This window comes from Nostoc sp. (assembly GCF_036918015.1).
GTDB lineage: Bacteria > Cyanobacteriota > Cyanobacteriia > Cyanobacteriales > Nostocaceae > Nostoc.
Genome location: NZ_JBALEO010000031.1, coordinates 19,494 through 34,190 on the forward strand (window position 1 = coordinate 19,494; position 14,697 = coordinate 34,190).

General features: G+C 41.6%; 10 protein-coding genes and 1 other RNA gene. 5 read left to right on the forward strand and 6 right to left on the reverse strand.

Going from position 1 to position 14,697, the window contains the following annotated elements:
* Positions 1 to 45: 45 nt before the first annotated feature.
* Positions 46 to 7,170 (reverse strand): AAA family ATPase, encoded by a 7,125-nt coding sequence (locus tag V7K61_RS07105; RefSeq protein WP_335052207.1) that lies wholly within the window; start codon positions 7,168 to 7,170, stop codon positions 46 to 48.
* A 182-nt stretch (positions 7,171 to 7,352) separates the two neighbouring features.
* Between V7K61_RS07105 and V7K61_RS07110 the strand changes: the two genes are divergently transcribed.
* The 3 genes from V7K61_RS07110 to pstS all read left to right on the forward strand — a co-directional run bounded on the left by V7K61_RS07110 (position 7,353) and on the right by pstS (position 10,801).
* The gene (locus tag V7K61_RS07110; protein ID WP_099101020.1) at positions 7,353 to 8,093 is read left to right on the forward strand and encodes a cytochrome c biogenesis protein CcdA; all 741 of its coding nucleotides are present in this window, start codon (positions 7,353 to 7,355) and stop codon (positions 8,091 to 8,093) included.
* 30 nt (positions 8,094 to 8,123) lie between these two features.
* Positions 8,124 to 9,521, forward strand: a complete 1,398-nt coding sequence (locus V7K61_RS07115) for a cytochrome c biogenesis protein (protein ID WP_335052208.1) — start codon at positions 8,124 to 8,126, stop codon at positions 9,519 to 9,521.
* Between the two features lie 182 nt (positions 9,522 to 9,703).
* The gene (pstS, locus tag V7K61_RS07120; protein WP_335052211.1) at positions 9,704 to 10,801 is read left to right on the forward strand and encodes a phosphate ABC transporter substrate-binding protein PstS; all 1,098 of its coding nucleotides are present in this window, start codon (positions 9,704 to 9,706) and stop codon (positions 10,799 to 10,801) included.
* Positions 10,802 to 10,838: 37 nt separating this feature from the next.
* Here pstS and queF read toward each other — a convergent pair whose 3' ends face one another.
* The 5 genes from queF to V7K61_RS07145 all read right to left on the reverse strand — a co-directional run bounded on the left by queF (position 10,839) and on the right by V7K61_RS07145 (position 12,712).
* Positions 10,839 to 11,219, reverse strand: coding sequence for a preQ(1) synthase (gene queF, locus V7K61_RS07125; RefSeq protein WP_194046690.1), 381 nt, complete (start codon positions 11,217 to 11,219; stop codon positions 10,839 to 10,841).
* A gap of 121 nt (positions 11,220 to 11,340) precedes the next feature.
* On the reverse strand, positions 11,341 to 11,742 hold the full coding sequence (locus tag V7K61_RS07130) for a hypothetical protein (RefSeq protein ID WP_335052214.1): 402 nt from the start codon (positions 11,740 to 11,742) through the stop codon (positions 11,341 to 11,343).
* A 157-nt stretch (positions 11,743 to 11,899) separates the two neighbouring features.
* The gene (locus V7K61_RS07135) at positions 11,900 to 12,286 is read right to left on the reverse strand and encodes a phasin family protein (protein WP_335052216.1); all 387 of its coding nucleotides are present in this window, start codon (positions 12,284 to 12,286) and stop codon (positions 11,900 to 11,902) included.
* 25 nt (positions 12,287 to 12,311) lie between these two features.
* An RNA gene (gene ffs, locus V7K61_RS07140) (signal recognition particle sRNA small type) lies at positions 12,312 to 12,408 on the reverse strand.
* A 37-nt stretch (positions 12,409 to 12,445) separates the two neighbouring features.
* Positions 12,446 to 12,712, reverse strand: a complete 267-nt coding sequence (locus tag V7K61_RS07145; RefSeq protein ID WP_335052218.1) for a YciI family protein — start codon at positions 12,710 to 12,712, stop codon at positions 12,446 to 12,448.
* Between the two features lie 210 nt (positions 12,713 to 12,922).
* Here V7K61_RS07145 and V7K61_RS07150 point away from each other — a divergent pair, with 210 nt between their 5' ends.
* Entirely contained in the window at positions 12,923 to 13,474 is a 552-nt protein-coding gene (locus V7K61_RS07150; RefSeq protein ID WP_335052220.1) for a 2'-5' RNA ligase family protein, read from the forward strand.
* A 265-nt stretch (positions 13,475 to 13,739) separates the two neighbouring features.
* Positions 13,740 to 14,570: a peptidoglycan-binding domain-containing protein gene (locus tag V7K61_RS07155; RefSeq protein ID WP_335052221.1), complete on the forward strand. Its 831-nt coding sequence runs from the start codon at positions 13,740 to 13,742 to the stop codon at positions 14,568 to 14,570.
* The last annotated feature ends 127 nt before the right edge of the window (positions 14,571 to 14,697 follow it).

Here is a 14,697-nt window from a genome sequence, read left to right on the forward strand (position 1 = left end):
AGACGGCGATTCATCGCGTCTCTTGTCTTAACCTATATTCCACCATCATGCCAAATCGAGAACCAATGACGCGATCGCCCTCACCAATTCCTCTGGATCTACAGGCTTAGAGATATGCTGCTGAAATCCCGCAGCGATCGCTTGTTGCTGATCGATCTCACCAGCATAAGCAGTTAAAGCGATCGCGGCAATTGTCCCTCCTTGCTCTGGTTCCAGACTTCTGATCTGTCGCATCAGCATATAGCCATCCATTTCTGGCATCCCAATATCGCTGATAATTAGATTTGGCTGGGATTGACTCAATGCAGTTAAAGCTTCAATGGCTGAGGCGACAACGGTAACAGTTGCACCATATTGCTCCAGCATGAAGGGCAAAAATTCTCGCATATCTGCATCATCATCCACCACCAGAATCTCTAAGCCAGACAGGGGCGAGGACTGATCCGCCACCAGTGAGGAGTTATCTCTTGCATCCTTGATTTTTTTGCTTTCATCCTGTAAGCATGGAAGTCTGACGGTGAAAGTTGCTCCTTGTCCTTCGCCCACACTTTCTGCTTGCACAGTTCCCCCGTGAAGTTCCACGAGATGGCGGACGATCGCTAATCCTAAGCCTAAACCGCCAAATTTTCGAGTTGTCGCACCATCTGCTTGACGAAAATAATCAAAGACGAATGGTAAGAACTCAGGTGCAATTCCCTTCCCTGTGTCAGTGACGCCGACTTGTGCCTGTGAACCAACTTGCTCTAATTTAATTTTTACCTGTCCACCGATGGGAGTAAACTTAATCGCATTAGAAAGGATATTCCAAATGACTTGTTGTAGTCGATTGGCATCGCCTAAAACTTCCCCAACACCAGATTCAAGAATTGTCTGAATCTGGATAGATTTAGCCTCTGCCGATAGACGCACTGTCTCGATCGCAGCTTCAATCACTGATACTAAATTAATCCGGTAAAAGTTGAGGTTAAGTTTACCCTGAAGGATACGGGAAACATCAAGCAAATCTTCAATTAATTGGGTTTGTAACTTGGCATTGCGCTCAATGGTTTCTAGGGCGCGATCGCTTGTTGCTCGATCTAGCTTGCGGGTTCGCATCAGTTTTGTCCAACCCAGAATTGGGTTAAGCGGTGTTCTCAATTCATGAGACAGCACAGCGAGAAATTCATCTTTGATGCGGTTTGCTGATTCAGCAGCGTTTCGTGCCGTTCGTTCGGCTTCGTAGAGATGGGCACGAGCGATCGCTTGGGCGCATTGTTGAGCAACAGCCAAGATAAATGCTTGATCTTCTTCACTGAGTTGTTGAGGCTGGGCAAATCCCAAACTTATACCGCCAACTGCCCAACCTTCTACCATCAATGGAATAGAAATCCAGGCATTAAAATCATATTGGGCGTAAATTTCTGCTAAATGTGGGTAACGATCTGCCCGATTTTTTGTTGGTTCAGCCCAAATAGATTTCCCAGTTCGCACCGCTTCTGCCAAGGGAGAGGGTGAATCGATGGCAAAAGTACGCCAAGTGTCTATTAAATCTTGCTTATAGCCAACCGCCCGCACAATTTCCAGTTCAGTTTTACTTTCATTCAACAAAGCAACAAGGGCAGAACTGGCTCCCAAGGCAGCCATGCTCTGCTCTACAATCACATCAGAGACTTGGGCTGGTGTCAGGGATTCTGAAAGAGCAGCCGTGATCGATTGAAGACGGGCAATGCGCTCCAATGCTCGTTCTGCCGTTTTTTGTGCTTGCTGCGCTTCTTGGTAAAGGCGGGCATTATCAATCGCGATCGCAGATCGATGGGCAATATCCTCCGCTAATGACAATTCAGCCGTGCCGTAACGGCGTTCTGATTCCGCAGTAAAAAAGGAAATTGCACCAAAAATTCTTTCACGTGCCATCAAGGGCAAAATTATACAGGACTTTAAACCAAGTTCACGCACAATCCTTAAATGTTCTGCGTCTGGGATGCCTTCTACTAAAGCTGCATCTGGAATTTCAGTTACCATTTCAGCAATTCCTGTACGCAGCACTTTCGGCACGCCTTGAGGTTCATCCAACTTTCTCGGATAACGCTGATGAAGTTCCCAACCGAGTTTCACTTTCCCTGAATCTCGGTGAGCAACTGCTACCCGATTAATTGATTGGTTGTCTTGCAATAGATCGATGCTGCACCAATCGGCGAAGTAAGGCACAACTAGGTTTGCCACACTTGCTAGCGTACTTTCGTAATCTAGGGAAGAAGCGAGTGTTGCACTGACTTGAGCCAAAAACCCGGCTCGTTGTTGATTGGCTTCTGCTTCCTGTCGGGCGGTTTGCTCTTGAATCAGTTGGATTCGTTCAGCTTCAGATTGTTTGCGATCGGTGATATCAAGCACAACACCACTCATGTGTGTAGCTTTACCTGCTTCATTGAAAAAGGCTTTTCCCCGACAGGCTGCGTAGCGAATACTGCCGTCATCCCAAATAATTCGATATTCTAAATTATGCTCCACGCCTTCGTTAATTGCTCGACTCAACGATTGAGCCAGCAATCCGCGATCGTTTGGATGCAGACGAGCTAAAATTGCTTCAGAAGTGCCAGCAAAGGTTTCCGGTGTTAACCCAAATAGTTGATAAATCTGCTCATCCCAATCAAAGCGATCGCTGGCAATATCCCAACTCCAAACACCGATTTGGGCAGATTTCAATGCCAAGCTGAGTTGTGCTTGGCTGTCTTCTAAACCTTGATAAAGACGAGCATTTTCTAGAGAAATAGCAATTTGAACTGTCAAAATTTCCAGTACAGAAAGTTTTTCCTGTGTAAAGGCACTGGAGATCAGATTGTTTTCTAAATATAAAATACCAAGTAATTTTGACTGACGAGCGATCGGCAAACAAAGTACAGATTTAGGTTGCTTTTGAATTAAATATTCGTCTTTAGAAAACAAATTTTGCTCAGTGGCATTCTGCAAAATCACTGTCTGGTGGGTTCGCTGGACGTAATTCAGTATTGATTGAGGAATTACCTGTGAAATTTCACCCTCTAATACAAGTCGAGAAACATTGAGCTTTTCTGCTTGGGGATTAACCTTAGCTTCTACTTCAATCGCCAGATTTTGATCGTGTTCCAGCAACAAATAACCAATTTCTGCTCCTGCTTGCTCGATGACAATTTGCATTAATGTCTTCAACAAACGCGAAAATACAATTTCACTAGATATAGTTTGAGAGGCTTTAACTACTGACAAAAAGTCTAAATGCTCACCTGTGGTAATAAACGTTCCATTAGAGACAAGCTGTTGTTGTGGCAATAGCTGAGGATAGGATTCTTCTAAGTGCTTGACTTTAGCAAATGCCTCCCAACGCATATAGGTATTTTTAGCTGCTTCCAAGTAGGTTTTAGCAATTAGTTCAAAATCTTGCTCCAAGTAAAACTTAGCAGCTAGTTCATTAGCTAAAGCTTCATATTGTACAAATCCCTGCTCACGGGCTGAAGCAATTGATTGTTCATACAGACGCATTGCTGCCAATTCTCTACCTTCGATGCAAGCTATTTCGGCAGCTACTAACTGAGACTTATGTAAAAAGTTTTCAGGGCAGTGATTAGCCCAATCTTGCAATTGCTGTTGATGAGATTTTAGGGTTTCCAAAAACTGTTCTTGCTCTTGAAAAGATACTGTTGGATAAAGAGCCGTTAGAGTTAGTGAGTAATACAAAACATAATCTGTTTCAATTGGTAATGCTAGTGTCGTAACTGGAAAATTTGTTAATTCTAAGGCACAACTCAGCGCCTCTGTATACTGTCGATATGTAAAAAATATAATTAACTTGATAATGTGATAAAAAATAATTCCACTGACAAAACCTGCATCTTTAATAATAGATAACGCGTGCGATTCATCAAAATTATCACTACTTAGAGTCAGATTATGGTGAGTCAATCCCCGCAGATTTATCAGTAGCATTTGCTCTAGTCTGATTGTCTGATAGACAGCATCATGTTTAGACTGACGAGCGAATGCAGTGTATTTTTCTAGAGATTTATATGTATCTGTAAGTGGATAGCCTAACTGGATAATTTGCCACGAGCCTTGATAGCCGTTATAGTTTGCCATCGTGACATCACCCGCTTCTACACAGCCGATAAATCCCCGCTCTAAAAATGGAATATCGCTGGCAATATGGTTACACCAAACGTTAATATGACTTCCATGAATGTGTAGAACAACTCCTCTAAGTTTCAAATCATGCAACTTTTCATTCAATTGAATTGTCATCTCGGAAAATGCATAACCTGTAGGAATATCATGAAAGATAGAAACTAACAGCATGGCGTACATACTGTAAGCAAAACAGGAATCTTCCGTATTACCAAACTTGAGTGAGTAGTTAACAGCTTGAAGTACGACTAAGGGAAAGAGATCAGGTCTACCGAGATAGGTAGGTGGCCCCAAAGTGGTCAATAGACTAATCAGTGTCTTAATATTTTGATCTTGAATTGCTGGAGCATTAATTAAATCAGAGACTTGTCTATCGCCTAAATTGATTAATACCTGGTTTTTTTCAATTGCGATCGCACTTTGCACTTCCTCATTTGTAGCAGGGAATCTCACCCCAAAAAGTTTTAAAGCTTCTAATCCTAATATCAGTGCTTCTTCATATCTACCTGCAACTTGATAGAGTCTGATTTGCAGCATATAAATATTTGATTTCTCTAGATGAGATTTTGCTTTCAGCAATAGTAAATCAAATAATTCTTCCGCTTGTTCTAAATTCCCTGTTAAAAATTCACACTCAGCCTGTTCCCTAAATAAAGTAAATGTTTGGTCATATTGTTCCATCCAGACATTTTCAGCCAAAAGATTTATGGCAACGCTAAAAAATCTTTTGGCAGGAGTGTAGGCTGTGGAAGCTTTTGCCTTTTTACCAGCGATTAAATTTAATCGTACTAATTCATCTTTTTCTGTTTGTTCAATAATCAGATCCACCGCGAGATTTAGTTGATTGACTAGATCAAAAATTTGCTCTTTCACTTGTTCAGCATTCGCATTCTTCAGCAAAAGCTGCCCAATCTTCAGATGAACAGCCGATTTTGATTCATCGGCAATTAAGGCATAAGCTGCTTGTTGAACTCGGTCATGGTAAAAACGATAGTTTTTATCAACACTTTCATCTGACTCGATAGAAATAATTAATCCTCTTAAAATTGCTTCAACAAGTGCATTTGCTGTTTCTTCAATAGATTGTTCGCCAACCAGTGCCAAAACTTCTAAATCAAAGCGATTACCAATGCAGGAGGCTAATTTAAGTACTTGTTGAGTTACAAGTGGCAGTTTTTGCATCCGCTCAATTATTAGATTGACAATATTATCTGTAATACCTTGGGCTTCAATCTCAGCTATATCCCATCGCCACCCCCCTTTTACCCCCCTCTGTCCCCCCTTACCAAGGGGGAATTGAAGAGGGTCAAAATTCAGCAGATTCTCTTGATGCAGCATTTTGAGAAATTCATTGACAAAGAAAGGATTACCGTCAGTTTTTTGGATAATCAATTGAGCAAGGGATTCTACTTGCTCTGCTGAACTATGTAAGGTATCAGCAATTAACTGATTGACATAAACAAGATTCAACGGTTTAAGTAGGATTTCAGTCGTTCTTGCTCCATACTGGTGAACCTTCTCTATCATTAAACTAAAGGGATGTACAACATCTACTTCGTTATCTCGATAGGCTAAAATAAAGCAGAGATACTGGATACTAGAGCCAGCAATAATAGTTTGAATTAAATTCAAAGTAGCGGTATCTGCCCACTGCATATCATCTAAAAAAACAGTGAGTGGATGCTCTTTTTGAGCAAAGACGCTGATAAAGTTTTGAAACACCAAGTTAAAGCGATTTTGAGATTCGGCAGGCCCCAACTCTGGTATAGGAGACTGTTCTCCAACAATTAGTTCAACTTCTGGAATTACATCTGTGATTAGCTTACCATTGTTCCCTAATGCTGCTTCTATTCGCTTTTTCCAGGTATAAAGTTTATCTTCCGGCTCAGTTAAAATTTGTCGCGCGAGTGTTTGAAAAGCTTGAACAATTGTGGAATAGGGAATATCTCGTTTATACTGATCGAATTTACCAGAGATAAAAAACCCACGTTCTCTAACAATGGGCTTGTGAATCTCTTTCACCAGAGAAGATTTACCAACGCCAGCATAGCCAGAAACTAACACGATTTCTGGTTTACCTTGATTAACAACTCGCTCAAATGCTTGTAAAAGCTTGGCAATTTCTGGTTCTCGCCCATACAATTTTTGCGGAATTTGAAAGCGTTCTGAGATATCTCGATCGCCCAAAATAAAGGATTGAATTTCTCCGGTTATCTCCAATTGCTTTAAGCATTTTTCCAAATCAAATTGCAAACCTAAAGCGCTCTGATATCTCTGTTCTGCAACCTTCGACAGCAATTTCATGATAATCTCACAGAGCATTTGGGGAATATCAGAGTTGAGCTTGCTTGGGAATAGTGGGGATTTGGCAATATGACAATGCACCCACTCTAAGGGGTCTTTACCTTGAAATGGTAGCTGACCTGTGAGCATCTCATAAAAAGTGATTCCCAGAGAATACAAATCGCTGCGATGGTCAATTCCTCGATTCATTCGCCCAGTTTGCTCAGGTGATAAATAAGGTAGACTGCCTTCAATGCGACTGGAACTGCTAACTATTTGCTGTTGGTATGGAATGAAGGCAGCAATTCCAAAATCGGCAATTTTGACCTGATTAGTTTCGAGGTTAATTAAAATATTTTGCGGCTTAATATCCTTGTGGACAATGTGATGAGTGTGAATTTGTGCAAGTTTGCTAGTGATTTCAATCGCAATCTTCAGAAACGGCACAGGCTGTTGAAATTGGTCTAGCAACTGATCGAGCGATCGCGCCTGAAAATCCTCCATAATTAAATAAGGAATTCCCTGGTGCATCTCTAAGGCGTAGGCTTTGACTGCTGCTGTGGTATTTAACCTTTGTGCGATCGCATACTCATGTTTGAGTTGTTCAATATTATTGGGTGTACACTGTTCTGGACGTAGCCCTTTGATAATTACTGGACACCGATCTTTAACCTTAATTCCACGATATATGACTGCTTTTACCCCTGCTTTTAACAAAGTAACAATCTGAAATCCGGGTAATGCAATCATCATGCCAAACACTCCAGCCGTGCATCTTCAGGGATAATCCGAGCTTAATTGTATTTTAAATACATTTCTTTGGGCAGATGAAATTTAGATGATATTAGGTTTGGATAATTTGGTTATTCTGACTCAAAAACCAAAAGTAAGCTAAAATTCAAGCAGAGTAAGCATTTCCCGCTCAGAGACTCCCCATGTTTGATAACCTGCAAACCCAAATTTACCAACTAGAACAATTTGCCAACAGCCTCGTTTCTAACCAACTGACACACCTTAGCGTGGTAAGCGTTGGTATCATCTTTGCGGCTGGCTTGCTCACCAGTCTCACACCCTGTATGCTTTCGATGCTGCCAATTACCATTGGTTACATCGGTGGTTATGAAGCTAAAAGTCGCTTGCAAGCAGCTGCCCAATCAACTTGGTTTGCTTTAGGTTTAGCAACTACATTAGCAGGGCTAGGGATTATAGCAGGTTTAGTTGGAAAAGTCTACGGTCAAGTGGGGATTGGTTTGCCGATTATCGTCAGCATTATCGCTATTCTCATGGGGCTGAACTTATTAGAAGCACTGCCTATACAATTTCCATCCTTGAATGAAACGAATTGGATTTCGCCAGATTTGCCAACAGGATTGCGTTCCTATTTGCTGGGACTGACTTTCGGCTTAGTGGCATCCCCTTGTAGCACACCTGTTTTAGCGAGCTTGTTAAGTTGGATTGCTAGTACACAAGACTTAATTTTAGGCGCTGTTTTGCTACTTTCTTACACAGCCGGTTATGTAGCACCGTTGATTTTGGCGGGTACTTTTACAGCTTCAATTAAAAAATTACTGGAATTGCGTCGCTGGTCTGGTTGGATTAATCCAGTTAGTGGGGCACTATTGGTAGGATTCGGTGTATTTTCCTTAATTTCTCGGATTCCCCTTGGCAGTTTTTAATATCAATACCTTTGTTAGATTTTACACCTAATGACTTTAGAAGATTCAGCGTCCAAAGAATTAAAATGGTGGGCAATACCTGGGCAGTTCTTACGGCAAGAGCTTTTGCCTGTACTGACCAACTTACGATTAGCGATCGCACTACTGCTATTGATTGCAATCTTTAGCTCCACCGGTACTGTCATTGAGCAAGGTCAGTCACCCGCATTTTACCAAACCAACTATCCAGAACATCCAGCTTTGTTTGGTTTCTTAACTTGGAAGGTAATTCAAGTAGTTGGATTAGATCACGTATATCGTACCTGGTGGTTTCTGTCATTACTCATCTTATTTGGTACTAGCTTAACTGCTTGTTCATTTACCCGTCAGTTACCAGCCTTAAAAGCTGCCCAGCGGTGGAAATATTACGAAGAACCACGACAATTTCAAAAATTAGCTTTAAGTGCAGAATTAGATACTGGTTCCCTAAATTTCCTCAGCGAAATATTACAAAAACACCGCTATAAAATTTTTCCAAATCAAGAAAAAGAAAATCTTCTTTACGCCCGCAAAGGAATAGTTGGACGCATCGGCCCAATTATCGTTCATATTGGCATCGTCGGTATTTTGCTAGGGGGAATTTGGGGGGCAATGACTGGGTTTCTGGCTCAGGAAATGGTTGCCAGTGGCGATACATTTCAAGTGACAAATATTGTCGATGCTGGCCCAATAGCCGCAAAAATATCGAAAGATTGGTCTGTGCGCGTCAATCGTTTTTGGATTGATTACACTCCATCTGGCGGCATCGATCAATTTTATTCAGATATGTCTGTCTTGAATAATCAGGGAAAGGAAATTGACCACAAGAAGATTTTTGTCAACGAACCTCTGCGCTATCATGGCATAACTTTCTATCAAACTGATTGGGGAATTGCAGGTGTTCGCGTCCAATTTAACAACAGCCCAATTTTTCAGCTGCCGATGGCGCAATTGAATACCAACGGTAACGGGCGCATTTGGGGAACCTGGGTTCCCACTAAACCGGATTTGAGTGAGGGTGTCTCCCTGTTGGCGAAAGACTTGCAAGGGATGGTATTAATTTATGATGCCACTGGCAAACTTGTTGATACAGTCCGCACGGGGATGTTCACCGAAGTTAATGGCGTGAAGCTGAAAATTTTGGATGTCATTGGTAGCACTGGCTTACAAATTAAAGCCGATCCAGGCATCCCAATTGTTTACACAGGGTTTGGTTTGCTCATGTTGGGTGTGGTGATGAGTTACTTTTCTCATTCACAAATCTGGGCATTACAAAAAGGCGATCGCTTGTATATTGGTGGCAAAACTAATCGCGCCCAAGTTGCTTTTGAACAAGAGGTTTTAGATATTTTAGATCGGCTAAGTTCACAGCCAAAAGGTGAAGAGAAAGAGACAGCGATTGAAGTTTAAACGCATAGGCGCTTCTCTACGAGACGCTACGCGAACGCCTTCCCGGAGGATAGGGGCGCAAAGGAAATCGCAGAGGTACGCAGAGGATTACTTTGCGTACCTTTGCGTTAACCTCTGCGCTCCTCTGCGTTTCAAAGTTATTTACAATTAATTAGAAAATTACTAGAGGTATTTATTCAACATTGGAACAAAAGATTTCTATATCTGCTCAACTTCAATTTAAGGGACGCGTTTACCTTTTACCCCTAATCGCTATCTTGTTAAATATCACTTCTTGTACTGCTAATAATCGAAACATCAAACATATTTCTCTCGTTGGTGCTGGGGCGAGTTTTCCTGCACCTTTATATGAGCGCTGGCTTGCAGATTATAACCAGCAACATCCTGATGTACAAATTAACTATCAAGCTATAGGGAGCAGTGCTGGAGTGCAACAACTCATCGAAGGTACTGTGGACTTTGCAGCTAGTGATGTGGGAATTACAAATGAACAAGCAGGCAAAATCAAACGGGGAGTGATTGCTTTACCTCTAACTGCCGGTTCTATTGTGTTAGCTTATAACCTCAAACCAGTTGCACAGCAGTCGCCTCAAGTCAATGTGCAAACTGCTCTCAGGCTGCCACGCCAAGTTTACGTAGATATATTTCTCGGAAAAATTACGAATTGGAATCATCCTAAAATAGTCGCAGCTAATCCAGGTGTAAGTTTGCCCGATTTACCAATTCAGGTTGTCCACCGAACTGATGGTAGTGGAACTACAAGCGTGTTTACGCAACACCTAAGCGCCATAAGTCCAGAATGGAAAAGCAAAATTGGGGCTGGTAAATCGATAGCATGGCAAGTGGGAGTTGGTGGAAAGGGTAACGAAGGTGTTACTGCCCTGATTCAACAGATACCAGGAGCTATTGGCTATGTAGAATACATTTACGCCAAACAAAATAAGCTTCCTGTGGCTGCTTTAGAAAATAAATCTGGTAATTATATTACGCCGACACCAGAATCTGTAGCGCAAACTTTAGAAGCAGTGAAATTACCAGGTGATAACTTGATTGCTTTTATCACCGATCCTACAGGTGCCCAGTCTTATCCCATTGTCACTTACAGCTGGCTTTTAACTTATCACCAATATCCCAACCGAGTCAAAGCTAAAGCGCTGAAAAACTTTGTGAATTGGGCTGTGATTGACGGGCAAAAATCCAGTTTGGAACTTGGATATATTCCTTTATCAAAAAAAGTTGTGCTTCAAGTGCAATCTGCCGTGAAGAAAATTGCTGAATGAAGCCGATTAATGCCATCTGCGCTGATCGGCAATCATGTTACTTTTGGTGACGCACTTCAACTACAGTATGTACATTACCGCGAGGCGTGAAATCTGCTTTTACCGTGACTTCCAACGGATCGCAAGCAGCCACAAAATCATCTAAAATTTGATTGGCAGATTCTTCGTGGGAAATGTAGCGATCGCGGTAACTATTAATATAAAGCTTGAGCGCCTTCAATTCCACTACCCGTTCATCAGGCACATAGCTAACATAAATTGTCGCAAAGTCAGGATAGCCGGAAAACGGACATTTACAAGTAAATTCCGGCAAAGTAATGTTAATGTCATATCGCCTCCCCACACGCGGATTCGGAAAGGTAATTAGTTTACCTTCGGCAATGTCGCGTTCGCCATACTTCATTTCTTGGTTTGTCATTTGTCATTTGTCATTTGTCATTAGTTATTCTACTTATCTTTACGTCCTTTTAGTAATTTTGTAGATTGTTAACTCCTAACTCCTAACTCCTAACTCCTAACTCCTAACTCCTAACTCCTCCTCAATACTCTTCCCTCTCCCAGTCTGGACAATTCTCATCTTCACAACCGTGGGGATGCATAGCACAAACTAATAAATTACCACCATAAACTTGACCGTGGTAATGACTACAACCAATACAGGCAGGATTTTTTTCAGATGTAGGTTCAACTGAATAAGGAAAACCCGGATCGACATCTGCTACAATGTCTTCCAGTTCCCAGTAAGCTTCTAACATCGGTTCAGCCAAATCCTGTAGATACTGATCGACTTCCGTAACAATATTATTGTGTACTTGCTCGCTGACTTCTTCCGTTAGCTCAAAAAATGCGTCTACTACTTCACTCATTCCCAGGAAGAAGCGCTCTACTTCATCAGCCACTGTTTCGACAATTTCTACTAAATCTTTTTGCCACTGTTCCATAAACTTGACACCTTTGCAGGCTATAAACAGGACGCTTTGTGTTATCTGGCTTGAAGCACTAAAATACACACTAGGCAATGTATCTTATCAAGTTTTTATCCGAAGTGTCATGTCAAAATGCCACTTATTACTTAATATTGCGCTCAAACAATGCTTTTTATTGATCGCGTTGCAATCGTTTTAACTCGTCTTGTAGCTTTAGCACTTCATCGCGCAATTTATCTACATTCTCATCATTTGACGCCTCTTTGACCGTTGGCTCTTCATCTTCCTCTAAAATTTCAATGCGGCGAGGTTGAGAAGGGGGCGTTTTCTCAGAGGTTTCAACAGATGGTTGGGCTTGTTGGGCTTGCTTCATCATGTCCTCAACGAAGCGGCGGGCTTCTTCTGTGTTCATTTCGCCCTTTGCCACCATTTCATCTGCCAGTTTTTGGACTTGCGATCGCACTTCGGCTAATTTTCCCCCTGCTTTCTCACCTGCGTAAGAAGCTAATCCAACACCGAGGTAAAAAGCTTTTTGAACAATATCTCCAAAACCAGGCATGGTTGCTGACCGCTCCTAAAAATAGGGCGACCCGGAGACTACGCCTACCACAAGCCTCCCGTGTTGCTGCTACCTTCCGGTTCTGACAAGATTTGGGTGTTGCGATCGCATAGATCCAGGTCTTCAATAACCATAACATGAAAAGTCAGTAAGTGTGTGTCATTCCATAACAATTCGCCATTCATAAAGCTGATAGTTGACGCAGCCGTGTTTTACCAAGGGGTCATCAGCTACAATTGCTTCCGCTTCCTCCTTTGAGGCTGCCTCAAACAGTAACATTCCGCCTCTTTGCTCCACCCAATAGCCTGTTCGCGCTTTGTGTCCTTTAGTAATTAATTCCCGAATGTAGGCTTTGTGAGCAGGTATATATTGGTCAAAGGTAAGTTTATCGACTTTTCCCTCTTCAATTTTTACAAACCACGGCATTGGCTTCTTAACTCCAGTTACAACAGACAGCCTACGTAAAGTACCCAGTGCTGATTCAGAGTATCAAATACAATAAATCTTAAGTGAAGTGCGTTATGGCTTTAGCCTAACGCACTGCTATATCTGTAATATCCTTTGAGCGTTTGCCGTTCAATACTCAACAGCAATGATTTCATAATCCAAAATCTAAAATCCAAAATCTAAAATTGAATGAGCCGTTTTTTTGTCGCCCTTTTACCACCACAAGATATTCAAGACTACGCCAACGAGATTAAGCAGTATTTTGCCGATCGCTATACTAGTAGCGGGGCGCTAAAGTCTCCGCCTCATATTACCCTGCAACCGCCCTTTGAATGGGCAGATGATAACTTGCCACTGTTAGAAGCATCCTTGAAAGAGTTTGCCAGCGAACAACAGCAAGTAGCAATTACACTGAAAGGGTTTAATGCCTTTGCACCTCGTGTCATATACATTAATGTCGTCAGAAGTCAAGAGCTTTTAACTTTGCAAGCTGATTTAATGGCTTATACAGAAAGCAACTTGCAAATTGTTGACAAGGTTTCTAAAAGCCGCCCTTTTGCACCCCATTTAACGGTTGCATTTCGGGATTTAACAAAGCAGAATTTTAAAGCTGCTTGGCCAGAATTTGAAAATCGTCAGTTGCATTTTGAGTTTACTGCTGACAAATTAACCTTACTGCTTCACGACGGGAAGCGTTGGAATATTAAACGGGAGTTTGCTTTTTTGTCTGGTAGTAATTGAGCGATGTTTTTGCGATGGCCGCTGGCGCTGTTTGATATTGGAGCTACCTTGACGATAATATCCAATATTATATTTCCCTGAAGCCTTTTGTAAAATTGTCTGCGCACATCTGTGTGTCCCTAACACGTAGTATCATTAATAGTTGAGAATAAGCGATCGCATCTCTTTCTTTTTTACTTTCTGTAGTCGCATAGATCGAAGTCTCAAAGAGTTGCAGCTTGTCGTCACACATCGGTTAAGCTTCGGAACGCCTTGCAAATAAGAAATGTTAGATTTATTTATTTCTACTTACCTAATTTTTGTAAAACAAGATACATTAAATGGTAGTTTAATCGCAAAGGAACCAAAAAGTATGGCCGTTAGTAGCCCTGAAGTCATCCGTCATATATTGATCGGATTGGGATATTTAGCTCCTGAGATCGATCCTAAACCGGATCTGACTAAATTTGCTCCCTGGAAGCGGAATAACAACTCTTTGACAGACGATCCTACTGAAGAAGCTATTAAAAAGTTTCAGAAACAGTACTCACAAAAACTTGTGGTTAATGGTAATGCTGATGCAGAGACTCGAACTGTCATGGAAGATACAGTGAAAGGGCTTCAGAATAGATTGAAGTTTCACGGTTTTGCAACCAATGCTGAAATTCCTCCAGACTTGCCTTTTTATGGGCCAGCTACTTATACAGCAGTCAAGAAATTTCAGAAATCTCAGGGTTTAACTGAAAATGGGATTGCTACTATTGAACAGCGGCAAATTCTACAGCAACCAAGTCTCACAGATAAACCCCAGACTCCGCCTCAGTCACAACTAAAGCTGATAGATTTGTGCTTTCAATTCAAAAAAAATCCTCAAAATCCTTCTTACATTGCAGCGTTAAATAACTTACAACAAAATCTACCCAAGGACGTTTTACACAAAGTTACTAACAAATGGAGGGGGACAAACGATCAAAATCCTGAGATTGTGAAGCTGACGAATCTTTTTACTTATTATGATGACAATAATGCAAACCATCGTGATGCATTAAATCACTTACAAAGTCAGATTACCCCAGCCATCTCTCAAGCATTTTTAAGTCTTTGGAATAAGAAGTAACAAAGGGAACTTACAGCAAAATTCAGAATTCAGAATTCAGAAGTAAAACTTTGTACCTCATAATTAGTTATGCTAACCACAGTCATTACACCCCACCCCCAACCCCTCCCCGCAAGCGGGGAGGGGA

Coding starts and splice junctions, on each gene's coding strand:
- V7K61_RS07115 (WP_335052208.1), top strand. CDS start 8,124: ATGACTTTAGAAGATTCAGCGTCCAAAGAATTAAAATGGTGGGCAATA.
- V7K61_RS07135 (WP_335052216.1), bottom strand. CDS start 12,286: ATGCCTGGTTTTGGAGATATTGTTCAAAAAGCTTTTTACCTCGGTGTT.
- V7K61_RS07145 (WP_335052218.1), bottom strand. CDS start 12,712: ATGCCGTGGTTTGTAAAAATTGAAGAGGGAAAAGTCGATAAACTTACC.
- V7K61_RS07110 (WP_099101020.1), top strand. CDS start 7,353: ATGTTTGATAACCTGCAAACCCAAATTTACCAACTAGAACAATTTGCC.
- V7K61_RS07105 (WP_335052207.1), bottom strand. CDS start 7,170: ATGATGATTGCATTACCCGGATTTCAGATTGTTACTTTGTTAAAAGCA.
- queF (WP_194046690.1), bottom strand. CDS start 11,219: ATGACAAACCAAGAAATGAAGTATGGCGAACGCGACATTGCCGAAGGT.
- V7K61_RS07150 (WP_335052220.1), top strand. CDS start 12,923: ATGAGCCGTTTTTTTGTCGCCCTTTTACCACCACAAGATATTCAAGAC.
- V7K61_RS07155 (WP_335052221.1), top strand. CDS start 13,740: ATGTTAGATTTATTTATTTCTACTTACCTAATTTTTGTAAAACAAGAT.
- V7K61_RS07130 (WP_335052214.1), bottom strand. CDS start 11,742: ATGGAACAGTGGCAAAAAGATTTAGTAGAAATTGTCGAAACAGTGGCT.